Genomic DNA, 26,107 nt, shown 5'->3' on the forward strand with positions numbered 1-26,107 from the left:
CGCTTACAAGCTCAGCAGAGCTTAGCGGGAGTGGCAGTCACTCCGCCGCGTCAGGAACAAGATCCAACCTCGGTTCGGTTCCGTTCCTACCGAGACCGTTCAGGATCGTCGTGATGTCCACACCCGAATTTTCCAGTGTTGCAATGACACTTGCGATTACCTGGGGCGATACGCCGAGGATCGACCCGATCGAGTTGCGGGCGTCGTCGCCGCCGCCGACGATGGAGATGCTCTCGATCTGCCCGACCTGCGCGGCAGCGGCCGACGTCGCATCCACGAGTGTTCGCAGCACGTCCGGAAGCATCTGTAGCCGCGCGGCTTCGGCACCGAACGTGTTCAAGGCTTCGGCAACCTGCTTCTTGCCTGCCGCCTCTGCTTCGAGACGTGCCCGTAAACCGTCGGCCTCTGCCTGGCGTTCGGCTCGCAGCGCCTCAGCGGCGAACTTTCTCGCGTCTGCTTCGGCCGCACCGGTCTGTCGTGCGGTTTCCGCTGTTGCCTCGGCACGCAGGATCGACGATCGACGTTCACCTTCGGCGCGTGCGATCGCTGCCTGGCGCTCGGCCTCGGCGGGAGCGATCACGTCGGCCTGCAGCGCTGCCTGTGCCTGCTGTGCGCGTTTCTGCTCGACGATGGTCCGTGCCTCTACGCGGGCGGCTTCGGCCTGTTCCTTCGCGATACCGACGGCCTTTTCGGCGGTGGCCTGCGCCAGTGGACCGGCCTGGTCTGCTTCGGCGTTTTCGGCTTCGGTGCGGGCACGCAACCGTGCGAGTTCGACATCGCGCTGTTGGTTGGCGGTCGCGATGGCGGTGTCGGCCTCCGCCTGGGCGATCGAACCTGCTTGGCGGGCGCGGGCCGACTGGATTTGCGAATCACGCTCGGCCTCGGCCGTTCCGATGATGGCGTCACGTCGGACCTCGGCGATTCGGCGCTGGCCGAGCGATTCCAGGTAGCCGTTCTTGTCGGAGATTCCGGCGATCTTCAGAACGTCGACCTCCATGCCGATCCTGGCGAGGTCGCTGCCCGCCTCCTCGACGACACTGCGTGCGAGGGTGTCCCGATTCGAATTGAGATCTTCGACGGTCATCGTCGCGGTGATACCGCGCAGGCTGCCGGACAGAATTTCGTTGATCTGACGTTGCAATTCGTGCAGGTCGGCGGTCAGGAAGCGTTGCACCGCGGTCTGGACCGCTTCGTCGTTGGAGCCGATTCGGACAAGTCCGACTGCCTCGACGCTGACAGGAACGCCGTTGTTGGACAACGCATTCTGCAGGTTGATGTTCACGTTGAACGGCTCGAGCGACATCTTGTCGACCCGTTCGATACCGGGGATTCGCAGGCGGGCGCCGCCGCGCACAACCTTCGGGGTGCCACGGCCGGTGAACACGGCGACTTCGTTGGGCGGCACCTTGATGTAGTTCTTCACATAGATCAGAGGCAGAGCGACGAAGATGATGAGGGCCGCGATGGCGGCGATGATGACAATCGTCAGCATTCGTTGGTCCTTCGGGTGAGGTCTGGAACTGCTAGATCTCCGGTACGGCTAGATCTCCGGAACACCGACGACGTGTACGAACTCGTCGTCGACGTCGGTTATGTAGATCCGGCTCGCGGTGGGTAGGACATTCGGTTCGGCGCTCTTGGCCTTGGCTCGTACTCGGCTGCCGTCGGGATCGACGAACGACACCTCACCCCAGCCGTCGACGGGAATCGACAGTTCGACCCGGCCGAGCAGACCTATGTAGGAACTGCGCCCGAAGTGCGAATTCGACTGCTGGCGCTGCAGGTAGGGGAGTAGCAATCCGCGAAAGAGGGCGACAAGCCCGACGGAGGCGGCCGCGCCGACCGAAATCTGCAGAGCGTCACCGCCGCCGGCGAACTTTGTTCCGAGGCCGCCCGCACCGAAGCCGAAGATCGCCGTAGCGATCGTCGTGAGACTGAGAAACGATATGCCGTCGCCGTGCCCGCCGGCGCCGATCTGGTGGTCGCCACCGAATTCCCCGACGACCAGGCTCCCCGCGAGCGCGACAACGCCTACGGCGAAACATGCGATCAGAACCGCAGTCAAACTTCCCCCTCACGCCGACGTCGAGACCAGGATATCTGGACATGCGCCCCGCGCTGCTAAGGTTATGGCCGATAAGACATCCTTTAACGATCCGTCCAGTGAGGCGGAGAAGGAGGTCGGAGAATGCGTATGCCCGATAAATCGGTCTCCGAACATGCGGGAGCGGTCGATTCGTCGACTCGCCACAGTCCTGAATGGGCAGCGTCTGCCCGTGAACTGCTGTCCTCGGCAGATGTCGCGCGGACGGTCGCGCGGATGGCGCACCAGATCATCGAGAAGACTGCACTCGATTCCGACGATCCCGCTGTCGCCAGGGTTGTTCTGGTCGGAATCCCGACTCGCGGAACCACACTCGCGGTTCGGCTCGCGAACAAGATCGAAGAGTTCTCCGGCGTGCGGCCGGCTCTCGGATCCCTCGACATCACGCTCTACCGCGACGATCTTCGCAACAAACCCCACCGTCCGCTCGAACGGACCTCGGTGCCCGAGGGCGGGATCGAGGACGCACTTGTCGTCCTCGTCGACGACGTCCTGTTCTCCGGTCGGACCATCCGGTCCGCGCTGGACGCGCTGCGGGATCTCGGTCGAGCACGAGCCGTACAGCTCGCCGTGCTGGTCGACCGCGGTCACCGTGAGCTTCCTTTGCGCGCCGACTACGTCGGCAAGAACGTCCCTACCTCCCGAAGCGAAGACGTTTCGGTGCTGTTCAGCGAGCACGACGGGCGCGACGCGGTGCTGATCCACGGCGCAAAGTCCGTCGAGGACACGCAGGCATGAAACACCTACTTTCCGTGTCCGATCTCACCCGCGACAGTGCGACGGCTTTGCTCGACGATGCCGAGCGCTTCGAGCAGGCACTCCTCGGTCGCGAGGTGCGCAAGTTGCCGACCCTGCGAGGTCGCACCGTGATGACGGTGTTCTACGAGAACTCGACGCGAACCCGAGTGTCCTTCGAGGTCGCGGGCAAGTGGATGAGTGCGGACGTCATCAACGTCAGCGCAAGCAGTTCCTCGGTGTCGAAGGGCGAATCCCTGCGCGACACCGCGATGACCCTGCACGCTGCAGGTGCCGATGCGCTGATCGTGCGACACCCCGCATCCGGTGCCGCACACCAGATCGCCGCGTGGACGAATGTCGACGGCGACGGACCCTCGGTCATCAATGCCGGTGACGGGACGCACGAACACCCGACCCAGGCGTTGCTCGACGCGCTGACGCTGCGGCAGCGGCTCGGCAGCATCGAAGGCAAGCGGGTCGTGATCGTCGGCGACATCCTGCACAGTCGCGTCGCGCGCTCGAATGCGTTTCTGCTGGCGAAACTCGGCGCCGAGGTTGTGCTCGTCGCACCGCGGACCCTGCTGCCGAACGGTGTCGACACCTGGCCGGTGACCGTGTCGTCGTCTATCGACGCAGAGTTGGCCGGCGCCGACGCAGTACTGCTGCTGCGAGTACAGGCCGAGCGGATGAACGGCGGCTTCTTTCCTTCTCCGCGTGAGTACTCGGTGCGCTTCGGGTTGTCCGAGAAGCGACTCGGGCAGCTCGCAGAACATGCGGTCGTCCTGCATCCCGGCCCGATGCTGCGGGGCATGGAGATCGCGTCGTCGGTTGCCGATTCGTCGAAAACAGCTGTATTGCAACAGGTTACGAACGGAGTTCACATGCGGATGGCGGTCCTGTTCCGCCTTCTCGTCGGCACGGACGAGGTGGTCGCGTGAGCGGGGTGCTCATTCGAAACGCTCGTCCGTACGGTGAGGGCGACAACGTCGATCTGAGGCTGGCAGACGGCGAGATCGTCGCCATCGGCACCGGACTCGATGCCGAGGAGCACGACGAGATCATCGAGGCCGACGGCCAGGTGCTGCTGCCAGGTTTCGTGGACCTGCACACCCATCTGCGCGAGCCAGGCCGCGAGGACACCGAGACGATCGAATCCGGTTCGGCGGCTGCGGCTCTCGGCGGATTCACCGCGGTGTTCGCGATGGCCAACACCAACCCGGTCGCCGATTCGGTTGTCGTCACCGACCACGTGTGGCGGCGCGGACAGGAGGTCGGACTTGTCGACGTCCATCCGGTCGGCGCGGTCACGGTGGGTCTTGCGGGCAAGCAACTCGCCGAAATGGGCACCATGGCAGCCGGTGTCGGTGCCGTGCGAATGTTCTCCGACGACGGGCACTGCGTCGACGATCCGCTGCTCATGCGGCGGGCGCTGGAATACGCGAGTTCGCTCGGCGTCCTGATCGCGCAGCATGCGGAGGAACCGCGGCTGACCGTCGGTGCCGTCGCGCACGAGGGACCGACCGCCGCGAAACTCGGCCTCGCAGGCTGGCCGCGGGCAGCCGAGGAGTCGATCGTCGCGCGTGACGCACTGCTCGCGCGCGATGCGAACACCCGGGTTCACATCTGCCACGCCTCGACGGCAGGGACCGTCGAATTGGTGAAATGGGCCAAGGGGCAGGGTATTTCGATCACCGCCGAGGTCACCCCGCATCATCTGCTGCTCGACGACTCCAGGCTGGAGACCTACGACGCCGTCAACAAGGTCAATCCGCCGCTACGCGAAGCGACCGACGTCGCTGCATTGCGCCAAGGCTTGGCCGACGGTGTGATCGACTGCGTCGCAACCGATCACGCGCCGCATGCCGAACAGGACAAGTGCTGCGAATTCGCGGTTGCACGGCCGGGCATGCTCGGCCTCGAAACAGCGCTCTCGATCGTCGTCGAGACGATGGTCGCTCCCGGCCTGCTTGACTGGCGCGGCGTCGCGCGGGTGCTGAGCGAACGGCCCGCCGAGATCGTCGGGCTGCCGGATCAGGGCCGACCGATCGAGATCGGCGAGCCGGCCAACCTCGTTCTGGTCGACCCGAACGCGAGTTGGACCGTCACCAGCAAAGACCTTGCAAGCATTTCGGCCAACACCCCGTACGAATCGATGACGCTTCCGGCGCGGGTCACAGCGACGTTTCTGCGCGGTCGGGTGACCGCACAGGCCGGGCATGTTCGAAAGAGGGACTGACATGGAAAGAACACTGCTTGTTCTCGCGTGCATCGCAGTCGGTGTGTTCCTGTTCTGGCTGATGTACCGAGGCTGGAAGAATCGAGCGGCTCGCCAGGCACCGCTGCTCGGCGAACTTCCCGCCGTGCCGCGCGACCTCGGCGCACAACTTCTGGAGCCGACAACGGGTCTCTACGTCGGCAGCACGATCGCGCCGAGCTGGCAGGACCGAATTGCGGTCGGCGACCTCGGCTTCCGCTCGACCGCCGAGATAACGAGATTCGAAAACGGCGTGCTGCTCGAGCGCACAGGAGCATCGAACATCTGGATACCGGCCAAGTCGGTCCAGGCGATTCGCACCGATAGGGCGCTCGCCGGAAAAGTGATGACCAAGGACGGACTGCTTGTCATCCGCTGGGTCCTACCGACCGGCACCGAGATCGACACCGGCTTCCGTGCCGACGACAAGTCGGTCTACCCGAACTGGACCGCAACGGTCACCGACACCAGCGATCGGGTCGTCGACCCGGTCGTATTGAACGGAGAACTCGAATGAGCCGTACCCCGGCTGCGTTCGTCCTGGAGGACGGCCGCGTTTTCAACGGCTCCGCATTCGGAGCGGTTGGCCAGACCCTTGGCGAGGCCGTCTTCTGCACCGGTATGACCGGGTACCAGGAGACGCTGACCGATCCCAGCTATCACCGTCAGATCGTGGTCGCGACCGCACCGCAGATCGGCAACACCGGCTGGAACGGTGAAGACAACGAGTCGGTCGGTCCGACCGGTGACCAAGCAGAGTCGAAGATCTGGGTCGCGGGCTACGCGATCCGGGATCCATCCCGACGCACGTCGAACTGGCGGGCCACCGGCTCGCTCGAAGACGAACTGGTCCGCCAAGACGTCGTCGGCATCTCCGACATCGACACGCGGGCGTTGGTACGGCATCTGCGGACGCGCGGTTCCATGCGCGCAGGCATCTTCTCCGGCGACGCACTTGCCGAGCGTGAGCAACTCGTCCAGCGCGTGCAGGACCAGCCTTCGATGCTCGGCGCCGACCTCGCGACCGAGGTCAGCACAACCTCCGGCTACACCATCGAGCCGGTCGGCGAGGCACGCTTCACCGTTGTGGCCGTCGACCTGGGTATCAAGACGAACACGCCGAGGATGTTCGCCGACCGCGGGATCAGGGTCCACGTCGTCTCGGCGAACGCCGACCTCGACGCGATCCTCGAACACAAACCCGACGGTGTGTTCCTGTCGAACGGTCCTGGTGACCCCGCAACCGCGGGCGGTGCGGTTGCACTCACCAAAGGTGTTCTCGACAAGGGTATTCCGCTCTTCGGAATCTGCTTCGGCAACCAGATCCTCGGCCGAGCACTCGGGCGCGAGACCTACAAGATGAAGTTCGGTCACCGTGGGATGAACATCCCGGTCATCGAGCACGAGACCGGCCGGATCTCCATCACCGCGCAGAACCACGGCTTCGCGCTGGAAGGCGAACCGGGGGAGCAGTTCGATACCCCGTTCGGCCGCGCGGTGGTCAGCCACGCCTGCGCGAACGACAACACCGTCGAAGGTGTGCGACTGCTCGACGACCGCGCCTTCTCGGTGCAGTACCACCCAGAAGCCGCAGCGGGACCGCACGATGCCGCGTACCTGTTCGATCGATTCACGGGCATCCTCGAGGGGGCACACAAGTAATGCCGAAGCGCACAGATCTTCAGCACATCCTCGTTATCGGTTCCGGTCCGATCGTGATCGGCCAAGCGTGCGAGTTCGACTATTCGGGAACGCAGGCCTGCCGCGTCCTTCGCGACGAGGGTCTTCGAGTCTCGCTGGTCAACTCGAATCCGGCGACGATCATGACCGACCCCGAGTTCGCCGATGCCACCTACGTCGAGCCGATCACGGCCGAGTTCGTCGAGAAGGTCATCGCGAAGGAGCGGCCCGACGCGATTCTCGCCACCCTCGGCGGCCAGACAGCACTCAACTGCGCTGTGGCACTGCATGAGCGGGGAATTCTCGAGAAGTACAACGTCGAACTCATCGGTGCCGACTTCGACGCGATTCAGCGTGGCGAGGACCGCCAGAAGTTCAAGGACATCGTCGCCAAGGTCGGCGGCGAATCCGCCAAGTCCGCGGTCTGCTACACGATGGACGAGGTCCACAAGACGGTCGCCGAACTCGGCTTCCCCGTTGTCGTTCGCCCCAGCTTCACCATGGGCGGCCTCGGTTCCGGCATGGCATACAACGACGACGATCTCGACCGCATCGCAGGTGGTGGTCTCGCCGCGTCGCCGACCGCGAACGTGCTTATCGAGGAGTCGATCCTCGGCTGGAAAGAGTTCGAACTCGAACTGATGCGGGACAGCCGTGACAACGTCGTCGTCGTCTGCTCGATCGAGAACGTCGACCCCATGGGCGTCCATACCGGCGACTCCGTCACTGTCGCACCGGCTCTCACGCTCACCGACCGCGAATACCAGAAGATGCGCGACCTCGGTATCGCGATTCTGCGTGAGGTCGGCGTCGACACCGGCGGTTGCAACATCCAGTTCGCGATCGATCCGAGCGATGGTCGACTGATCGTCATCGAGATGAACCCGCGCGTCTCGCGGTCGAGCGCATTGGCTTCCAAGGCAACGGGTTTCCCGATCGCCAAGATCGCAGCCAAGCTCGCTGTCGGGTACACCCTCGACGAGATCGTCAACGACATCACGAAGGAAACGCCTGCCTGTTTCGAGCCGACGCTCGACTACATCGTGGTCAAGGCCCCTCGCTTCGCATTCGAGAAGTTCCCCGGTGCCGACCCGACGCTCACGACGACCATGAAGTCCGTCGGCGAGGCAATGTCGTTGGGCCGCAACTTCTCCGAAGCCCTCGGCAAGGTGCTGCGGTCGCTGGAGACCAAGTCGACCGGTTTCTGGACGACCGACGACGGTAAGTGGGCGCCCGCCGACGACACCGCCACCGCCCGCGCCGCCGCGGCCGACGCGATCCTCGAGGACCTGCGTACGCCGACCGAGGGTCGGATCTATCAGGTCGAGCGCGCCTTGCGCCTCGGTGCCGACGTCGAGGCCGTCGCGAAGGCGTCCGGCATCGATCCGTGGTTCGTCGAAGAGGTCAACGGCCTCGTGCAGTTGCGGCAGGATCTGCTCGACGCGCCGGTGCTCGACGAAGCGTTGCTGCGGCGGTGCAAGCATGCCGGGCTGTCGGATCGTCAGGTCGCCGCACTGCGACCGGAACTGGCAGGCGAGGGTGGCGTGCGCACACTCCGGCACCGGCTCGGCGTTCGGCCGGTCTACAAGACGGTGGACACCTGCGCGGCGGAGTTCGAAGCGAAGACTCCTTATCACTACTCGACCTACGAGCTCGATCCGGAAGCGGAGTCCGAGGTCGCACCGCAGACCGAACGCGGCAAGGTCATCATTCTCGGTTCCGGCCCGAACCGAATCGGGCAGGGCATCGAGTTCGACTACTCGTGTGTGCACGCGGCGACGACGTTGTCGCAGGCCGGCTACGAGACCGTCATGGTCAACTGCAATCCGGAAACCGTCTCCACCGACTACGACACCGCCGACCGGCTCTACTTCGAACCGCTGACATTCGAAGACGTGCTCGAGGTTTATCACGCCGAATCCGAATCGGGTCGTGGTGGACCGGGCGTCGTCGGGGTGATCGTGCAGCTCGGCGGGCAGACCCCGCTCGGGCTCGCGCAGCGACTCGCCGATGCGGGCGTCCCGATCGTCGGAACGAGCCCGGCCGCGATCGATCTCGCCGAGGACCGTGGCGAGTTCGGCGAGGTGCTTGCCCAAGCCGGGCTGCCCGCGCCCAAGTTCGGCACGGCGACCACGTTCGACCAGGCCAAGAAGATCGCCTCCGAGATCGGCTACCCGGTGCTCGTGCGCCCGTCCTACGTGCTCGGCGGCCGCGGCATGGAGATCGTCTACGACGAGGCGTCGCTGGAGGGTTACATTTCGCGGGCAACCGAGATAACGCCCGAGCATCCGGTGCTGGTCGACCGCTTCCTGGAAGACGCGATCGAAATCGACGTCGACGCACTCTGCGACGGCACCGAGGTCTACCTCGGCGGCGTGATGGAACACATCGAGGAGGCCGGTATCCACTCCGGCGACTCCGCCTGCGCGCTGCCTCCGATCACGTTGGGCCGCAGCGACATCGATGCGGTCCGCCGCTCGACCGAAGCCCTCGCCAAGGGCATCGGCGTCAAGGGCCTGATGAACGTGCAGTACGCGCTCAAGGACGACGTGCTCTACGTCCTCGAGGCGAACCCGCGTGCCTCGCGGACCGTGCCCTTCGTCTCGAAGGCCACCGCGGTGCCGCTCGCAAAGGCTGCTGCTCGAATCATGATGGGCGCCACCATCGCCGACCTCCGCGCGGACGGCATGCTGCCTGCGACGGGTGACGGCGGTCAGGTCGCAGCGACCGCGCCTGTCGCGGTCAAGGAAGCGGTCCTGCCGTTCAACCGGTTCCGCCGCGCCGACGGCAGCAATGTCGACTCGCTGCTCAGCCCGGAGATGAAGTCGACCGGCGAGGTCATGGGTATCGACTCCGACTTCGGTCGGGCGTTCGCGAAATCGCAGACCGCCGCCTACGGGTCGCTACCCGTCGAAGGCGCGGTGTTCGTCTCGATCGCCAACCGGGACAAGCGGTCGATGGTATTCCCCGTGAAACGCTTGGCAGACTTGGGTTTCCGGATCCTTGCCACAGAGGGAACCGCGGAAATGTTGCGGCGCAACGGAATACCGTGTGAGAACGTTCGCAAGGTGTCGGACGTGCTGCCCGACGGCGAGCCGAACATTGTCGATCAGATCAAGGACGGCGAGGTCGACATGGTGTTCAACACACCGTTCGGCAACTCGGGTCCGCGCATCGACGGCTACGAAATCCGCAGTGCCGCAGTGATGGTGAACATTCCCTGCATCACAACCGTGCAGGGCGCCGCGGCGGCGGTGCAGGGCATCGAAGCGACGATACGTGGCGACATCGGCGTCAGATCGCTGCAGGAGCAACACGCCGAACTCCGGGAGCCGGTCGGAAAATGAAAACCTTCGGACCGCGTTTGCAGGCCGCGATGGCCGAGCTCGGACCGGTGTGTGTCGGCATCGACCCGCATCCCGAGCTGATGCAAGCGTGGGAGCTACCGGTCACCGCCGAAGGTCTCGAGCAGTTCGCAGAGATCTGTGTCGAGGCTTTCGACGGACTGGTTGCACTCGTCAAACCGCAGGTCGCGTTTTTCGAGGCTTTCGGATCACAGGGGATCGCGGTGCTCGAGCGCACGATCAGCGTGCTGCGGGCCTCGGGGACCCTTGTGCTCGCGGACGCGAAGCGCGGCGATATCGGATCGACGATGGCGGCCTACGCCAGGACGTGGCTCGACGACGAATCGCCACTGTGTTCCGACGCGGTCACGGTGTCGCCGTTTCTCGGCTTCGGATCACTCGAGCCTGCGCTCGACCTGGCAAGTCGGAACAACCACGGTGTGTTCGTCCTCGCAGCCACGTCGAATCCGGAGGGCGCGCAGGTGCAACTCGCCCGCAACACCGACGGCCGCAGCGTCAGTCAGACGATCGTCGACGAGGTCGCGGCGCGCAACGTCGGCGAGCAGCTCGGGTCGGTCGGCATCGTGCTCGGCGCAACACTTGCCAGCGCACCCGATCTGACCGAGCTGAACGGTCCGATCCTGCTCCCCGGCGTCGGGGCACAGGGCGGGGGACCGGACGAGGTCCGCAAACTGGTCGGCACACATGGTCGTGCCGCAGTACCGAGTGCATCGCGCGAGATCCTGCGCGAGGGACCGTCCGTGACCGCGCTACGCGACGCGTTGGCGCGGACAACGGACAGTTTCGCTTTCTTGCAGGAGTAGGTGATTCCTCAGATCAGGGTCGCAGCGAAGTCGAGCGTTCTTTCCTGTTCGACGAACGGAACGACCACGAACTCGGTGACGCCGATTTCCGCGAACTGCTCGATGCGGTCCTTGACGGTCGCCTCGTTGCCGACGATCGCGACGTCGGCAGGACCTCCGGCATTCTCACGATCGAGCATCGCCCGATACGACGGCAGATGGCCGTACACCGCGAACGCTTTCGCCGCGACGGCACGCGCAGCGTCGGGGTCGTCGGTGACGGCAACGGGGAGCGCGGCGACAACCTGCGGTTGCGGGCGTCCAGCGGCGGTTGCGCCCGCCTGAATGGACGGTATGACGTGGTTACGCAGGGTTTCCAGCCCGGTGACCCACGTCGTCGTTCCTTCGGTCAGGCGGCCTGCCAGGTCCAGCAGTTTCGGACCGAGGGCGGCGACGAGAACCGGAACAGGGTCCGACGGCACGTCGAGGGCGATCTTTCCGGTCAGCGTTTCGCCCTCGAACTCCGCAACCTCACCGCGGACCAGCGGCAGCAGGATCGAAAGATATTCGCGCAGGTGTCGGACTTCGCCCCACTTCATTCCGAGCATTCCCTCGATGACGACCTTGTGCGACAGCCCGACTCCGAGGGTGAATCGGCCACCTGACGCCTGCTGGACGGTCCGTGCCTGGATGGCCATCGACGTCGGATGCCGAGGGTAGGTGGGAACGACCGCGGTGCCGAGCTCGATACGGGACACCTCACGACCGGCGATCGCGAGTGTCGTCATGGCGTCGATCGCAAAGATCTGCGGCATCCACGCGCGGGCGAATCCGCGCTCCTCGGCGTCGCGAATCCGTTCGACCGCCTTGTCGATCCGACCCTCTTGCACGAACACACCGATCTTCATTTGTTGCGCCTTTCGATGGTGGCCGACTTCGGTGAATTCGAGGCTAGTCACCCGTCCCCGCTCGCAATATCCGGGCTCCGACACTGCTCGAAGCGCCCGCGACCTGCGTCGACCGTCGTATTTTGCACATGGCGATGTCGGTCGGGGGTGTCGCATGTGCGCGGAATTCGAAAATGGTTGCGACAGGGACCCGCGAGGTGAGCTGGAGTCACTCGCCCGGCTCGTCCGCGCAGCCGCCGGATCGACTGTCATCGCAGGTCAGAGTGCTGGCGATGGACACGGAGGCGGCGGGTGTCAACTGCTTCGAAAACCAACTTCGGGTTGGATTATCGGGTGTCGCGGGGAGCCGACTCGCCGGGACAACACACCGGAAATGCCGCCTGACCAGGGGGGTGGGTTCGCAATCGCCGCTCGCCGTGGGTACGGTCGCAAAGGCTGCTGGCGAAATCATTCGACGAGCCAGCGGCGTAGACCAAATGCAAACGATGAGACGGAGGAACCGTGGCCCTTCCCCAGTTGACTGCTGAGCAGCGTGCTGCTGCTTTGGAGAAGGCGGCTGCCGCTCGTCGCGCCAGGGCTGAGCTCAAGGAGCGCCTGAAGCGCGGTGGCACCGACCTTAAGCAGGTGCTCACCGACGCCGAGAAGGACGAGATCCTCGGCAAGATGAAGGTGTCGGCACTGCTCGAAGCTCTGCCCAAGGTGGGCAAAGTAAAGGCGCAGGAAATCATGACCGAGTTGGAGATCGCTCCGACTCGCCGCTTGCGTGGCCTCGGCGATCGGCAGCGCAAGGCGCTGCTCGCCAGGTTCGATTTCGACTCCTGACGATCAACGTGGCCAGTGATGGCCGACCGTCGAATATGAGTGATGTGCGGAGGGGCCGGCTGGTAGTTCTGGTCGGCCCCTCAGCTGTCGGCAAGTCGACCGTCGTCCGGTGCGTTCGCGAGCAGGTACCCAACCTGACGTTCAGTGTCTCCGCTACGACGCGGTCGCCGCGCCCCGGAGAGGTCGACGGCGTCGACTACACCTTCGTGACGCGCGCCGAGTTCGACCGCATGATCGCCGAGGGTGAGCTGCTCGAATGGGCAGATATCCATGGTGGCCTGCAGCGATCCGGGACTCCCGCGAAACCCATCGAGGCTGCGATGAGTGCCGGTAAGCCGGTCCTGATCGAAGTCGATCTCGCCGGCGCCCGCGCGGTGCGAGCCGCCCTTCCCGAAGCGGTGCTCGTGTTCATGGCACCGCCGAGTTGGGACGAACTGGTCGCGCGATTGACTTCGCGTGGCACCGAGTCGGCAGCGGTTATCGAGCGTAGGCTCGAGACTGCACGGATCGAATTGGCCGCTCAGGACGAGTTCCAAGCGGTCATAGTGAACGACGAGGTGCAAAAGTCCTGCGAGGAGTTGGTATCCTTGTTGGTTGGACGGCCGTCTCAGTCGGTCGGTCCCTAGTTACTACACCAGATAACACTTCCTCAGGAGCAACCGAGTGAGCAGTAATTCAGCAGCAGTGTCCGACGCCGAAGGCCGTGGAGTTCTGCCTGCGTACGACACCCCGCTCGGCATCACCAACCCGCCGATCGACGAGTTGCTCGCACGTACGTCGTCCAAGTACGCCTTGGTGATCTACGCGGCGAAGCGCGCGCGGCAGATCAACGACTACTACAACCAGCTCGGCGACGGCATCCTCGAATACGTGGGTCCCCTGGTCGAGCCGGGCCTGCAGGAGAAGCCGCTGTCGATCGCGATGCGCGAGATCCACGGCGACCTGCTCGAGCACACCGAAGGCGAGTGACCGAAGAAAAGTCCCCGCGGTGACTCCTACAACTGCCGTGACGCGGACGCCGTCGGCGAAACGAATCGTCGTCGGTGTCGGTGGCGGCATCGCCGCGTACAAAAGTTGCTCGCTCATCCGAAGTTTCACGGAGAGCGGGCACCAGGTACGCGTGATCCCGACCGAATCGGCTCTGGAATTCATCGGGCGGGCGACTTTCGAGGCGCTGTCCGGCAATCCGGTGCACACCGACGTCTTCACCGACGTTCCGAAGGTGCCGCACGTCCGGATCGGGCAGGAAGCCGACCTGATCGTGATTGCGCCTGCCACAGCCGATCTTATGGCGCGTGCCGTCGGCGGACGCGCGGACGACCTGTTGACGGCGACGCTGCTGACCGCGCGCTGTCCGGTGATGTTCGTGCCTGCTATGCACACCGAGATGTGGGAGCACCCTGCCACCGTCGCCAATGTTGCGACGCTGCGCGAGCGCGGCGCGACCGTCGTCGAACCCGCGTCCGGGCGTTTGACCGGCTCGGACACCGGTGCGGGCAGGTTGCCCGAACCCGAAGAAATCTTTGCGTTGGCGTCGTTGCTGATCGAACGGTCCGACGCCTTGCCGCGCGACCTGGTCGGTCGCCGCGTCGTCGTCTCGGCAGGCGGTACCCGCGAACCGTTGGATCCGGTCCGCTTTCTCGGTAATCGCAGTTCAGGCAAGCAGGGGTACGCGATCGCGCGACTCGCCGCACAGCGGGGCGCGGATGTGACGTTGATCTCCGGCATCACGTCCGGAGTCGCAGTCCCAGCGGCCGTCGATGTCGTTCACGTTCAGACCGCCGAGCAGATGCGCGAAGCCGTCGACAAGCAGGCTCTCGGAGCCGACGCCGTCATCATGTCTGCTGCAGTCGCCGACTTCCGCCCGACGACCGTTGCGACGTCGAAGATCAAGAAGGGCGCCGACGAGCCCGACACGATCCCGCTCACCCGCAACGACGACATCCTCGCGGGTCTCGTGCAGGCTCGACGCGATGGCGTTTTGGCTGCTGCCACAGCGATCGTCGGCTTTGCCGCCGAAACGGGCGACGCGAACGGCGACGTTCTCACCCATGCACGGGCCAAATTGGCACGCAAGGGCTGCGACCTGCTCGTGGTGAATCCGGTCGGTGACGGCAAGGCTTTCGAGGTCGACAGCAACGACGGTTGGCTACTCACCGCAGACGGCCGTGAACAGGCTCTCGATCACGGTTCCAAAGCTTTGATGGCCAGCCGGGTGCTCGATGCTTTGACCGTCTTGCTGAACCGCCCATCCAAGTAGGCGGGTTTACCGAATACCCTGATGGCAACACTGGACACAGCGCCTGCGCTCGTTAAGGTCGTAAGTCCGCCACAAATCTTTGAGCCGCATACCGAGAGGGAAATCTGTGAGCAAGTCCGGAAGCCGCCTATTCACCAGCGAGTCAGTGACTGAAGGCCACCCGGACAAGATCTGTGACGCCATAAGTGATTCGATTCTCGACGCACTGCTGACCGCGGATCCGTACAGCCGGGTCGCCGTCGAGACGTTGGTGACGACCGGTCAGGTACATGTCGCGGGCGAGGTCACGACCTCGGCGTATGCAGACATCCCGAAGATCGTGCGCGACAAGGTTCTCGAAATCGGGTACGACTCGTCGGCCAAGGGCTTCGACGGCAATTCCTGTGGTGTCAACGTCGCGATCGGCGCGCAGTCGCCCGAAATCGCGCAGGGTGTCGACCATTCCCACGAAGCACGGGTCGACGGTGCGTCCGACGACGAGATCGACCGCCAGGGTGCAGGCGACCAGGGCTTGATGTTCGGTTACGCCACCGTCGAGACCCCGGAACTGATGCCGTTGCCGATCGCGCTGGCACACAGGCTTGCTCGCCGCCTCACCGAGGTCCGCAAGAGCGGCATCCTGCCCTACCTGCGCCCGGACGGAAAGACGCAGGTCACCATCGAATACGACGGTGACGCCGCGGTCCGGCTCGATACCGTCGTGATCTCGACGCAGCACGCTGCCGACATCGATCTCGACAACCTGCTGACCCCGGACATTCGTGACCAGGTCCTCGGCTCGGTGCTCGGCGATCTGGATCTGCCGTCGCTGGATACGTCGAATGTTCGACTTCTCGTGAATCCGACCGGCCGCTTCGTTCTCGGTGGACCGATGGGCGACGCCGGTCTGACCGGCCGAAAGATCATCGTCGACACCTACGGCGGCATGGCACGCCACGGCGGCGGTGCATTCTCCGGCAAGGATCCGTCGAAGGTGGACCGCTCGGCCGCGTACGCGATGCGCTGGGTTGCGAAGAACGCGATTGCTGCCGGCCTCGCCGACCGCATCGAGGTCCAGGTTGCCTACGCCATCGGCAAGGCAGCACCGGTCGGTCTGTTCGTCGAGACGTTCGGCACCGAGAAGACCGATCCTGCCAAGATTCAGCAGGCGATCATCGAGGTGTTCGACCTGCGTCCCGGCGCAATCATCCGTGACCTCGACCTGCTGCGTCCGATCTATGCGCCGACCGCTGCGTACGGACACTTCGGTCGGACCGACATCGATCTGCCGTGGGAGCACACCGACCGCGCGGACAAGTTGCGCTCAGCGGCCGGTCTCTGACGTCACCTGGTTCTGCTAAACATGCACGGGTGACCGCCGAGCAGCTACCCATCGCCCGGGTGCTGCCGTTGCTTCCGCTCGCGCACCTGGATCGGGAGTTCGACTATCTCGTTCCGGCGGAGTTCGACGAGGCAGCGCAACCCGGTGTGCGGGTTCGTATTCGCTTCGCGGGCAGACTGGTCGACGGTTACCTGCTCGAACGTGTGCCGTCGAGCGACCATCAGGGCAAACTGGGTTCGCTCGACCGTGTCGTCTCGTCGGAGCGGGTGCTGACGCCGGAGATCGCCACGTTGGCGACGCTGGTCGCGGCCCGCTACGCCGGAACGCGCTCGGATGTTCTGCGTCTTGCAATTCCGCCCCGACACGCGCGGACGGAAAACGAGGAACAAGCGCCTGTCCCGGCGGCGGAGGTCACTTCGATCGACACGGCGGCGTGGGACCGATATTCGCACGGCTCGGCCTTTGTCGAAGCGCTCGCCGCCGGGCGAGCGCCCCGAGCAGCGTGGCAGGCGCTACCGGGAGAGGACTGGCCGCGACGTCTTGCCGAGTTGGCTGCGACGGTCGTCGAACGTGGCGAACAAGCGGTCCTCGTCGTGCCCGATCAGCGGGATCTCGATCGTGTGCATGCCGCGTGCGTCGACCTGGTCGGCAAATCCAGAGCAGTCGCTCTTGCGGCTGGTCTTGGTCCCGCGGCCCGCTATCGCCGTTGGTTGGCGGCGTTGCGTGGGACTGCGGCGATTGTCGTCGGCACCCGTAGCGCCGTCTTTGCTCCGGTGCCTCGCGTCGGTCTCGTCGTCGTCTGGGACGACGGCGACGACAGCAACGCCGAACTGCGTGCTCCCTATCCGCATGTGCGGGAAGTCGCGTTGCTCCGTGCCCACGAAGCCGGCTGCGGTTTTGTTGCCGGTGGTTTTGCGCGGACCGCCGAGGTGCAATCGCTCGTCGAATCCGGCTGGGCGCACGATCTTGTCGCCGCGCGCGGAACGGTCCGCGAATGCTCGCCGCACATCACCGTCCCCGGCGACAGCGACCACGCACTGGAGCGTGATCCGACCGCGGCACAGGCACGGCTGCCTGCGGTTGCTTTCGCGGCGGTCCGATCATCGCTCGATGCGGGACATCCTGTGCTCGTTCAGGTTCCGCGGCGCGGCTATCTGCCGTCGTTGGCGTGTGCGAAGTGTCGAGCACCTGCCAGATGCCGGCGGTGCAACGGTCCGCTGGCGTTGCCGTCCGGTGGGGACGATGTCGCGTCCAGCCCGACCTGCCGGTGGTGTGGGATCGCCGATCCGTCCTATCGGTGCAGGGTGTGCGGTTCACGTGCGTTGCGCGCCTTGGTCATCGGGGCGGGCCGAACCGCCGAAGAACTCGGCAGGGCGTTTCCTGGCGTTGTCGTCGTCAATTCGGGTGGGTCCGAGGTCGTCGACACGGTGAAAGCTGGTCCGCGGCTTGTGGTTGCGACGGTCGGTGCCGAACCCGTCGCGGTCGGCGGGTACGGCAGCGCTCTGCTGCTCGACGGTTGGGCGTTGCTGAGCCGTGCCGATCTGCGTGCGACCGAAGAAGCGTTGCGGCGGTGGATGAGTGCAGCTGCCTTGGTGCGCTCCGGCGCGGACGGCGGTCGGGTGATCGTCGTCGCCGATCCAGGTATCCCGACCGTGCAGGCACTGGTTCGCTGGGATCCGGTCGGGCACGCGCAAACTCAGCTCGCCGAGCGGGCGGAAGTGCGGCTGCCACCAGCTGTGCGGGTGGCAGCGGTCGACGGCAGTGCGTCGGCGATCGCCGCCCTGCTCGAGATTGCCGAACTACCAACGGACACCGAACAACTCGGACCCGTTCCACTGCCGGAAGGCGCTCGTAAACCGTTCGCGGGAGACGCCGTCGAGCCGATCGAAGTCGAACGGATGCTGCTGCGGGTGCCGAGGTCGGCAGGTGCTGCCCTCTCACGAGCGCTCGCTGATGCGCAGGCCAACCGCAGCGCGCGTAAAAACGACCTGCCGGTGCGAGTGCAGATAGATCCTGTCGATATCGGCTAGGTGAATGCCCTGCGCATCGCGACCCGCGGCCACTCGTCGAGCCCGTTCAGTGCTTCGTGGCGTCGGATGGCGCCGAGCCCAGCGGTTGGTTCGTCGACGGTTTCGAAGCCGAGGCGGTTGTAGTAGGGCGCGTTCCAAGGCACGTCGCGATAGGTCGTGAGCGTCAAACCTGCTAGTCCGCGGTCGCGCGCCCAGCCGTCGAGTTGCGTGATCAGTGCGGCGCCGATGCGTCGGCCACTGTAGTCGGGATGCACCGAAACCTGCTCTACGTGCGCATATCCGTCGACGACGTCGGCAATGAGGTAGCTGCTGACAACCTCGTCCTCGGTGTGGACCCAGCAGCGGCCGTCGTCGATGTAGACCGCGAGGGTTTCGAGCGTCGGGGGAGTGTCGTCGGCGATTCTGGCCATATCGAGCTCACGGAAGGGCTCGCCTGCGGCCGCCTCGATCTGACGCAGACGGGGACCGTCGGAAGTGCGAGCTAGCCGGATCATGGGAGCCAGTGTGGCACCTCACTTCGAAGATCCGCAGAAAGATTCTTGACGCCGACACATTGCCGATATATCGTCGATAGTGTTCAACCAGTTAAGCCATAGGAGGCAATCATGGAAGGCATACCCGCCGAACACGGAATGCGGGGGAGGCGTTCACACGGACGCGGAGCCCCATTCGTACAGTGGAGTCCGATGGATTCCGAAGATAGGCCCGAATCGCCAGGCGATCGTCGAGATCGCCGCCGAGAGCACCGCCACGGACCGCGAGGTTTCGGTCCGGAGGCTCGCTTCGGTCGCGGTTTCGGACCGGACGCTCAGTTCGGTCGCGGGCGAGGTCGGGGTGGCCGTGGCCGCCGCGGCGATGTCCGAGCGGCGATCCTGCTCCTGCTCGAAAACGACCCGATGCACGGGTACGAACTCATCCAACAGATCCGGCAGCGCAGCAACGGCGTCTGGAAGCCGAGCCCGGGCTCGATCTACCCGGCACTTGCGCAGCTCGAAGACGAAGGTCTCGTCCTGATCGAGAAGGTTGTCGGTCGCAAGACTGCCAAGCTGACCGACGCAGGCCGCGAGTACATCGAAGCGAACAGGGACGATCTCGGCGATCCTTGGGCCGACATCAACGCAGAGGTCGGCGATCAAGCTCTCGATCTGCGCGGACTGATCGGTCAGCTGATGGCAGCCGCAGCGCAGGTCGCCCAATCGGGCACTCCGGCGCAGGCGGAGAAGGCCAGCGCTGTGCTTACCGAAGCGCGGCGGTCGCTCTATCGGATCCTTGCCGAAGACGACGTGGCGCCGAACGAAGACACGCAGAGCTGACCTGTCATCCGATCGACCCAATCTTGTAACCTCGAGACCGAAACGTTTTGAGTCACAAGATTGATGAGTAGTCATGAACCGTTCTCGAAAGAGTCGGCCGGGGCGTGTGGCGGTCGTTCTCCTGACATTCTGTGTCACCGGCGTCGCACAAATTTTCACCCAGTCGACGGCCACTGCGAGTCCGGTCAGCGTGTGGTCCGTGCCGACAGTGCCGGGCCCGGTGCAAACGGTCCACGGCTACGCCACCGAGTACGTCCGTAAGAATCTCGATGCCGTGCCCGTCGGGGCGAACGATTTCGGTTGCCGGCCAACCGAAGCGCACCCCAGGCCCGTGGTTTTGGTACACGGGACCGATTCCAGCGCATACTCCGACTACGCCGCTCTTTCGCCGATGCTCGCCGATGCCGGGTTCTGCGTATTCGCGCTCAACTTCGGACGCGACCCGGCGCGGCAAACGTACGGAACCGAAGACATGGCGATCAGCGGTGTGCAGGTCGCCACCTTCGTCGAGCAGGTCCTAACAGCGACCGGTGCCGAGAAGGTCGACATCGTCGGCTACTCGCAGGGCGCGACCGTGTCGCGGTACTTCATCAACCGACTCGGCGGAGCGCAGTACGTGAGCAACTGGGTCGGCATGGCATCACCGAGTTACGGCGGAGTCTTCTACGGACTCGGTCCGGCAGCGCAGGCTGTGCCAGGTGCCGTCGATATGTTGACGCCGACCCTGACGACAGCGGTCGTTCAGCAGATGCAGGGCTCCAACTTCCTGACTGCCCTCAACAGTGGTGGGGACACCGTCGCCGGCGTGAAGTACACAACCGTCTCGTCCAACGTCGACGAGATGATTCAGCCCTTCACCAACATGGCGCTACACGGACCGAACGCGACAAATCTTGTGCTGCAGGACCTGTGCCCGATCAACATGAGCGGCCATTTCCAGCTCGCCTACGATCCGTACGCGTTGCAACTGGTTGTCAACGCACTCGATCCGGCGGCCGCGAAGCAGCCACAATGCGTAGCCGTTCCGCTCGGCACAGGTATTCCCGAGGTCGTCGGCGCCGCGCATTCGTAGTAGGTAACAACCGGACACGGCAATGGCCGGGCGGGGGCTCGATGAACCCCCACCCGGCCATTCGCAGTTTATTCGGCCAGTTTTGCGACTGCCTGAGCCCACAGGAAGTATTTGTTGGTACCCAGATCGGCGACTGTCTTGATGCCGAGCGCCTGTGTAAGCAGCTCCGCCTTGGCGTCGCTGATGCCCTGTAGTGCAGCGACGGGTGCCGCCGCGAGTTCCTCTACGGGCTTCGTCTCGTATGCCTTGTCGAACTTGTCCGCAATGCCTGCCACGTGAACCTCCAATAGACGTCGTGCCGGTACGGCCGTTCTCGTTGGAGCCGACCCAGCCCCGACCCTAGACTGGTCGCTGCCCGATTGTCTCTCGATCTCATGGAGTAACCAGTGTCCGTGCAACCCGTCCGGCTGTTCGGCGACCCGATTCTGCGTTCGAAAGCAGCGGTGGTCACCGATTTCGACCGGGAACTGCACAAACTGGTCGCCGATCTCGAAGACACGATGCACGAGCAGGGCGGTGCAGGCATTGCGGCACCCCAACTCGGTGTCGGTTTGCGGGTGTTCGCTTACGACGTCGGTGATTTCAGCGGCCACATGGTGAATCCGTCGTTCGAGGTCGTCGGGGACGAAGAACAGTTCGGGTCAGAGGGCTGCTTGTCGATACCGGAACTGCGCGCCGACTGCTTGCGAGCGATGAGCGTCGTTGCTCGTGGTTTCGACATGCACGGCGAGCCGATCGTCGTCGAAGGCAGCGATTTGCTCGCGCGCTGCATCCAACATGAAATCGATCATCTGGACGGCGTGCTCTTCGTCGACAGACTCGACGCCGCCGCACGAAAGGAAGCGATGCGATTCATCCGCGAGTCCGACTGGTTCGGCGCTACGCCGCCGGTGGTGAAGGCCAACCCGCTCGGTCTGCATGGGCTGGGTCGCTGACGTGCGGATCGTGTTCGCGGGTACGCCCGCTCCCGCTGTGCCGTCGTTGCAGCGTCTGCTCGAATCCGAACACCACGAGGTGGTCGCCGTCGTCACGAGGCCGGATGCGGTCGCCGGGCGTGGCCGCAAGGTATCGCGGTCACCCGTTGGGATGCTTGCAGATGAATACAGCGTGCCGGTACTGACACCACGGAAGCCGTCGGAACCGGAGTTCGTTGCCCAACTGAGTGACCTTGCACCCGATTGCTGTCCGGTCGTTGCCTACGGTGCCCTGCTGCCGAGGTCGGTGCTCGACATCCCGCGCTACGGCTGGATCAATCTCCACTTCTCATTGCTTCCCGCCTGGCGCGGTGCGGCTCCGGTGCAGGCTGCTATCAACGCGGGCGACGAGTTTGCCGGTGCCGCAACATTTCTGCTGGAGGAAGGGCTCGATACGGGTCCGGTGTTCGGGGTGTTGACCGAACGCATCCGGCCGACGGACACGAGCGGCGATCTCCTTGCCCGTCTTGCCGATGGCGGCGCCGCATTGCTCGAATCGACGCTCGACGGCATCCAGGCCGGCGCGGTGCGGCCGGTACCGCAGTCGAGCGACGGGGTCAGCTACGCACCGAAGGTAACGGTCGAGGCTGCCCGAATTCGTTGGGACGAACCGGCTCTTGCGGTCGATCGTCACATCAGGTCGGTCACACCTGCCCCCGGAGCCTGGACGACGATCGGCGGAGCGCGGGTCAAGGTCGGCAAGGCAGCGGTCGCCGATCATGCCGTCGCGCCGCGCCGGATCGAGGTCACCAAGGCAGGCGTCTTCGTCGGCACGGCGACCGATGCGATTGTGCTGGAACAGGTTCAGCCACCTGGAAAGAAAATGATGCGCGCGCTCGACTGGGCGCGTGGGGCACGGCTCGAACCGGAAGCGGTGGTGGAGTGAACGAATCACGACGGCCCTCGAAGTCGGCGGGGTCCCGCCCCGGCGACAGATCACGACGACCCAAACGGCCGCAGAATCCAGCGTCGGTCGGTGCTGTCGACGCACCGCGATCGGTCGCCCGGGACGTGCTTCGCGCGGTGCGCGAACGTGATGCCTACGCAAACCTGGTGCTGCCCAACCTCTTACGCGAACGTAAGATCTCGGGACGTGATGCCGCGCTTGCCACGGAGTTGGCGTACGGCGCCTGCCGTGCACAAGGTCTGCTCGACGCGGTGATCGCGAGCGCCGCGGGTCGGCCCATCGGCGAGATCGACGGTCCGTTGCTGGACGTGCTTCGCCTCGGCGCATATCAGTTGCTGCGCACCAGAATCGGGGCACACGCGGCGGTCGCGACGTCGGTCGATCTGGTGCGCATCGAATCCGGAAGCGGCAAGGCAGGTTTCGTCAACGCGGTGTTGCGTCGAGTCAGCGAGAAAACCGCTGAACAGTGGGTCGCCGAACTGGCTCCCGACGCGTCGAAGGACCCGGTGGGCCATCTCGCGTTCGAGTTCGCGCACCCCAAATGGATCGCGCAGGCTTTTGCCGACGCGCTCGGTCCGAAGGCGGGCGAACTGCGAGATGTGTTGGCGGCCGATGATTCTCGTCCTGTCGTTCATCTCGTCGCGCGTCCGGGGGAGATCTCTGCCGACGAACTCGCGCTGATCACCGGTGGTGAGATCGGAAAGTATTCGCCGTACGCCGTCTATCTCGACGGCGGCGACCCGGGTCGGCTCGAGCCGGTCCGCGAACAGCTTGCGGGGGTGCAGGACGAGGGCAGCCAGCTTGTCGCGCGCGCCTTCACCCTCGCACCGCTCGACGGTGCCGACGGCGGTCGCTGGCTCGATCTGTGCGCTGGTCCGGGCGGCAAGGCGGCACTGGTCGGGGCGCTTGCCGGCATCGAAGGGTGGCGACTCGACGCCGTCGAACCCGCAGAACATCGGGCCGAGCTCGTCCGTAAGACGACCCGCGAACTACCTGTCGATGTGCACGTTGCCGACGGTCGTGAGTCCGGACTCGCTCCCGGCTACGACCGCGTCCTCGTCGACGCACCGTGTACCGGCCTCGGCGCGCTGCGTCGTCGACCCGAAGCTCGTTGGCGGCGAACCGCTTCCGATGTCGCCGATCTCGTTCGTCTGCAGCGCGAGCTGCTGGAGGCTGCGATCGGACTGGCGCGTCCGGGCGGGGTTGTGCTGTATTCGACGTGCTCGCCCCACCTTTCGGAGACAGTCGGCGTTGTCGCCGATGCGGTGCGCCGATTCGGTGTGACGCAACTGGACACCCGCGAGTTGCTGCCCGGCGTGCCCGACCTCGGTGACGGGCCGAGCGTGCAGTTGTGGCCCCACCGGCACGGCACCGATGCGATGTTCATGGCGGCGCTGCGCAAGCCGTGAGTTCTCATTTGTGCAAGGCACCGGTCTGTTCTTGTCGCAGACTGGTGCCATGGCAATTACCTGGGAAGACGTCGTCGCTCTTGGCACCGCGCTGCCGTCGGTCGAGGAATCGACCTGGTACAACACGCCGTCGCTGAAGGTCGCAGGTAAAGGCTTCGCGCGCTTGCGATCCGAGGCGGAGGGCGGCTTGGTCCTGATGTGCAGCATCGAAGAGAAGGAAGCGCTGCTCGCGTCCGGTGACGCCGCGTTCTACACGACGCCGCACTACGACGGCTACGGCGCGATTCTCGTCGATCTCGATCGCATCGATCGGGAACAGCTTGTCGAACTGATCGAAGAGTCGTGGCGCATCAAGGCGTCCAAGAAGCTGGTTCGAGAACTCGACGAGTCGGGTACCTGACTCGGTATGGCAGCCGCGATCGAAGTCGGTAGGGAGCAGTGGCTCGGCTACCGCTGGCAGGGGCATGGGTTCGGTGACAGGGGCGCGGCCTTCGACGACCTGCTCGTGCTGGGGTTTCAGGACAGTCGACAGTCCGGTGCAGAGCAGTCGATGAGACAGCGCACGGACAAGGCTCCCGGCCGCGGGTTGGTGTCGATGTGGTCCGTGCGCGGGGCGCCGCACACCCATCGTGCGTCGCATCTCGACTTCGTCCGTAATGCGTTGGCGCCCCGAGACTGTGACGAGGGTGGCTCCGACTATGTCGAGGCGGTCGACGAGGTGGCAGCGGCTTTGAAGAAGGTCGTGACGTCGCCGGCCACAAAGTCGGACGCAAGTTCCGAGGTGACACGCATCGTCGCGAAGTCGTTGGTCACGTGGTGTGCACGCTGCGGAGCCGACCACGTCCCCGACGGTCTGTTCCGCGATGCCGGTCGCCAAGCGCAACTCGCGCTCGGCGACGACGCCAGGACGACGATGCTGACGCCGACTCCAACGGCGTCGCAGGTGACGATCGACAATCCGCGCCTGACCTTGCTCACCACTTTCATCCGAGTCAACGGTCCGACCTCGAAGACGCTGTACCGCGACTGGGTCGGTGGCAGTACGGCCGGCGTGGCGCGGGAGTGGGGCCAGTTGGAAGACGTCGTCCGAGTACAGGTCGACAACAAGCGCCTCGACCTTCCCGAAAGTCTCGTCGACGACGTCACGAACGCGCCGCCAGCCGAGGGAGTTGTCCTCGTCCCGCCGAACGACGCGTACCTGCGGCAGGTCGACCGGACGTTGTTGGTCAGCGACAGCAAGCTGCGACAACAGGTCTGGAAGGCCGTATCAGGGCCCGGCGCGCTGCTGATCGATGGCGAAGTGGCAGGCGTGTGGCGATACCGGCGCAACGACCAGTTGTTGACGATCACGCCGTTCGCCAAGGTCGCTGCCAAGCATCGCGCGGGTGCGCAGGAGAGCGCTCAGCGCGTGGCCGATGTTGCCGGCGAGGAGCTGACAGTCGTCTGGGATTAAGCATGCTCGGGTGTGCACGTAAACTGTCCCGCTGTGTCCGCACCCATGATTGCCCCATCGATTCTGTCCGCCGATTTCGCTCGACTCGCTGACGAGGCGAAAGCCGTCGAAGGCGCGGACTGGCTCCACGTCGACGTGATGGATGCGCATTTCGTTCCGAACCTCACGCTCGGTCTTCCGATCGTCGAGAGCCTGCTGAAGGCCACCGATATCCCGCTCGATTGCCATCTGATGATCGACGACCCGGCTCGGTGGGCGCCGCCGTACGCCGAGGCAGGCGCGCACAACGTGACGTTTCACGCGGAGGCGTCCGACGACCCGGTCGCCGTCGCCCGCGACATTCGCGCAGCAGGTGCGAAGGCCGGTCTGAGCATCAAACCGGGAACGCCGATCGAGCCGTACCTCGAAATCCTCAAGCAGTTCGACACGTTGCTCGTGATGAGCGTCGAACCCGGTTTCGGTGGGCAGTCGTTCATCGCCGAGGTGCTCAGCAAAGCCCGCGCGGTACGCAAACTCGTCGACTCCGGTGAACTGAAACTTCTCGTCGAGATCGACGGCGGCATCAACGACGACACCGTCGAAGCAGCCGCCGAAGCGGGAGTCGACTGCTTCGTCGCAGGTTCGGCCGTCTACGGCGCGAGCGATCCAGCCGCGGCGGTGCGCGCACTACGCAGCAAGGCGGCGCGCGCGTCGCATCACCTGACGCTCGGCTGAC

At 64.9% G+C, this 26,107-nt stretch carries 26 protein-coding genes; 21 read left to right on the forward strand and 5 right to left on the reverse strand.

The window, feature by feature from the left end; all coding sequences use genetic code 11:
- Positions 1-37 precede the first annotated feature (37 nt).
- A complete protein-coding gene (locus JGU71_RS00820) occupies positions 38-1,492 on the reverse strand; it encodes a flotillin family protein (RefSeq protein ID WP_199701064.1) in 1,455 nt (484 codons plus the stop codon).
- Positions 1,493-1,540: 48 nt separating this feature from the next.
- Positions 1,541-2,065, reverse strand: coding sequence for an NfeD family protein (locus tag JGU71_RS00825; protein ID WP_199701065.1), 525 nt, complete (start codon positions 2,063-2,065; stop codon positions 1,541-1,543).
- Positions 2,066-2,188: 123 nt separating this feature from the next.
- On the opposite strand from JGU71_RS00825, the gene pyrR reads away from it, so the two are divergent.
- The 7 genes from pyrR to pyrF are packed head-to-tail and all read left to right on the forward strand — an operon-like array spanning position 2,189 to position 10,944.
- A complete protein-coding gene (gene pyrR / locus JGU71_RS00830; protein ID WP_199701066.1) occupies positions 2,189-2,842 on the forward strand; it encodes a bifunctional pyr operon transcriptional regulator/uracil phosphoribosyltransferase PyrR in 654 nt (217 codons plus the stop codon).
- Positions 2,839-3,780 carry an aspartate carbamoyltransferase catalytic subunit gene (locus JGU71_RS00835; protein WP_199701067.1) on the forward strand — a complete coding sequence of 314 codons (942 nt, stop codon included), beginning with the start codon at positions 2,839-2,841 and terminating at the stop codon, positions 3,778-3,780. The genes pyrR and JGU71_RS00835 overlap by 4 nt, the downstream gene beginning before the upstream one ends.
- Positions 3,777-5,078, forward strand: a complete 1,302-nt coding sequence (locus JGU71_RS00840; protein WP_199701068.1) for a dihydroorotase — start codon at positions 3,777-3,779, stop codon at positions 5,076-5,078. The genes JGU71_RS00835 and JGU71_RS00840 overlap by 4 nt, the downstream gene beginning before the upstream one ends.
- Before the next feature lies 1 nt (position 5,079).
- Positions 5,080-5,613, forward strand: coding sequence for a PH-like domain-containing protein (locus JGU71_RS00845; RefSeq protein ID WP_199701069.1), 534 nt, complete (start codon positions 5,080-5,082; stop codon positions 5,611-5,613).
- On the forward strand, positions 5,610-6,758 hold the full coding sequence (gene carA / locus JGU71_RS00850; RefSeq protein ID WP_199701073.1) for a glutamine-hydrolyzing carbamoyl-phosphate synthase small subunit: 1,149 nt from the start codon (positions 5,610-5,612) through the stop codon (positions 6,756-6,758). The genes JGU71_RS00845 and carA overlap by 4 nt, the downstream gene beginning before the upstream one ends.
- Positions 6,758-10,123, forward strand: a complete 3,366-nt coding sequence (carB, locus tag JGU71_RS00855) for a carbamoyl-phosphate synthase large subunit (protein WP_199701075.1) — start codon at positions 6,758-6,760, stop codon at positions 10,121-10,123. Before carA ends, carB begins: the two co-directional genes overlap by 1 nt.
- Positions 10,120-10,944, forward strand: coding sequence for an orotidine-5'-phosphate decarboxylase (gene pyrF / locus JGU71_RS00860; protein WP_199701077.1), 825 nt, complete (start codon positions 10,120-10,122; stop codon positions 10,942-10,944). Before carB ends, pyrF begins: the two co-directional genes overlap by 4 nt.
- An 8-nt stretch (positions 10,945-10,952) precedes the next feature.
- Here pyrF and JGU71_RS00865 read toward each other — a convergent pair whose 3' ends face one another.
- Positions 10,953-11,831 carry a TIGR03564 family F420-dependent LLM class oxidoreductase gene (locus JGU71_RS00865; protein ID WP_199701078.1) on the reverse strand — a complete coding sequence of 293 codons (879 nt, stop codon included), beginning with the start codon at positions 11,829-11,831 and terminating at the stop codon, positions 10,953-10,955.
- 501 nt (positions 11,832-12,332) lie between these two features.
- On the opposite strand from JGU71_RS00865, the gene mihF reads away from it, so the two are divergent.
- The 6 genes from mihF to JGU71_RS00895 all read left to right on the forward strand — a co-directional run bounded on the left by mihF (position 12,333) and on the right by JGU71_RS00895 (position 18,264).
- The gene (gene mihF / locus JGU71_RS00870; RefSeq protein WP_199701084.1) at positions 12,333-12,653 is read left to right on the forward strand and encodes an integration host factor, actinobacterial type; all 321 of its coding nucleotides are present in this window, start codon (positions 12,333-12,335) and stop codon (positions 12,651-12,653) included.
- A 44-nt stretch (positions 12,654-12,697) separates the two neighbouring features.
- Complete coding sequence (gene gmk, locus JGU71_RS00875) at positions 12,698-13,279, forward strand: guanylate kinase (protein WP_372433066.1); 582 nt, start codon at positions 12,698-12,700, stop codon at positions 13,277-13,279.
- 37 nt (positions 13,280-13,316) lie between these two features.
- A complete protein-coding gene (gene rpoZ, locus JGU71_RS00880; RefSeq protein ID WP_199701087.1) occupies positions 13,317-13,622 on the forward strand; it encodes a DNA-directed RNA polymerase subunit omega in 306 nt (101 codons plus the stop codon).
- A 19-nt stretch (positions 13,623-13,641) separates the two neighbouring features.
- Positions 13,642-14,913 carry a bifunctional phosphopantothenoylcysteine decarboxylase/phosphopantothenate--cysteine ligase CoaBC gene (gene coaBC / locus JGU71_RS00885; RefSeq protein ID WP_199701088.1) on the forward strand — a complete coding sequence of 424 codons (1,272 nt, stop codon included), beginning with the start codon at positions 13,642-13,644 and terminating at the stop codon, positions 14,911-14,913.
- A gap of 106 nt (positions 14,914-15,019) precedes the next feature.
- Positions 15,020-16,234: a methionine adenosyltransferase gene (gene metK, locus JGU71_RS00890; RefSeq protein ID WP_199701089.1), complete on the forward strand. Its 1,215-nt coding sequence runs from the start codon at positions 15,020-15,022 to the stop codon at positions 16,232-16,234.
- A 29-nt stretch (positions 16,235-16,263) separates the two neighbouring features.
- The gene (locus JGU71_RS00895; protein WP_307829435.1) at positions 16,264-18,264 is read left to right on the forward strand and encodes a primosomal protein N'; all 2,001 of its coding nucleotides are present in this window, start codon (positions 16,264-16,266) and stop codon (positions 18,262-18,264) included.
- Here the strand turns inward: JGU71_RS00895 and JGU71_RS00900 are convergent.
- Entirely contained in the window at positions 18,261-18,758 is a 498-nt protein-coding gene (locus tag JGU71_RS00900) for a GNAT family N-acetyltransferase (protein WP_199701090.1), read from the reverse strand. The genes JGU71_RS00895 and JGU71_RS00900 overlap by 4 nt on opposite strands.
- A 192-nt stretch (positions 18,759-18,950) precedes the next feature.
- Between JGU71_RS00900 and JGU71_RS00905 the strand changes: the two genes are divergently transcribed.
- Both JGU71_RS00905 and JGU71_RS00910 read left to right on the forward strand, forming a co-directional pair.
- Positions 18,951-19,577 carry a PadR family transcriptional regulator gene (locus tag JGU71_RS00905; RefSeq protein WP_199701091.1) on the forward strand — a complete coding sequence of 209 codons (627 nt, stop codon included), beginning with the start codon at positions 18,951-18,953 and terminating at the stop codon, positions 19,575-19,577.
- A gap of 73 nt (positions 19,578-19,650) precedes the next feature.
- Positions 19,651-20,649 carry a lipase family alpha/beta hydrolase gene (locus JGU71_RS00910; protein ID WP_199701095.1) on the forward strand — a complete coding sequence of 333 codons (999 nt, stop codon included), beginning with the start codon at positions 19,651-19,653 and terminating at the stop codon, positions 20,647-20,649.
- Positions 20,650-20,717: 68 nt separating this feature from the next.
- Here the strand turns inward: JGU71_RS00910 and JGU71_RS00915 are convergent, their stop codons facing one another.
- A complete protein-coding gene (locus JGU71_RS00915) occupies positions 20,718-20,924 on the reverse strand; it encodes a hypothetical protein (RefSeq protein WP_199701096.1) in 207 nt (68 codons plus the stop codon).
- 111 nt (positions 20,925-21,035) lie between these two features.
- Here JGU71_RS00915 and def point away from each other — a divergent pair, with 111 nt between their 5' ends.
- From def to rpe, 6 genes are read left to right on the forward strand one after another with little or no spacing between them, the layout of a single operon-like run.
- Entirely contained in the window at positions 21,036-21,584 is a 549-nt protein-coding gene (gene def, locus JGU71_RS00920) for a peptide deformylase (RefSeq protein WP_199701097.1), read from the forward strand.
- Position 21,585: 1 nt separating this feature from the next.
- A complete protein-coding gene (gene fmt / locus JGU71_RS00925; protein ID WP_199702719.1) occupies positions 21,586-22,509 on the forward strand; it encodes a methionyl-tRNA formyltransferase in 924 nt (307 codons plus the stop codon).
- Positions 22,506-23,939 (forward strand): RsmB/NOP family class I SAM-dependent RNA methyltransferase, encoded by a 1,434-nt coding sequence (locus JGU71_RS00930; protein ID WP_199701098.1) that lies wholly within the window; start codon positions 22,506-22,508, stop codon positions 23,937-23,939. Before fmt ends, JGU71_RS00930 begins: the two co-directional genes overlap by 4 nt.
- Positions 23,940-23,988: 49 nt before the next feature.
- Positions 23,989-24,339, forward strand: coding sequence for an MmcQ/YjbR family DNA-binding protein (locus tag JGU71_RS00935; protein ID WP_199701100.1), 351 nt, complete (start codon positions 23,989-23,991; stop codon positions 24,337-24,339).
- Between the two features lie 6 nt (positions 24,340-24,345).
- Positions 24,346-25,392, forward strand: a complete 1,047-nt coding sequence (locus JGU71_RS00940; RefSeq protein ID WP_199701101.1) for a DNA glycosylase AlkZ-like family protein — start codon at positions 24,346-24,348, stop codon at positions 25,390-25,392.
- A gap of 33 nt (positions 25,393-25,425) precedes the next feature.
- Positions 25,426-26,106, forward strand: coding sequence for a ribulose-phosphate 3-epimerase (rpe, locus tag JGU71_RS00945; RefSeq protein WP_199701103.1), 681 nt, complete (start codon positions 25,426-25,428; stop codon positions 26,104-26,106).
- Position 26,107 lies beyond the last annotated feature (1 nt).

The organism is Antrihabitans stalagmiti (genome assembly GCF_016482825.1).
Classification (GTDB): Bacteria; Actinomycetota; Actinomycetes; order Mycobacteriales; family Mycobacteriaceae; genus Antrihabitans; species Antrihabitans stalagmiti.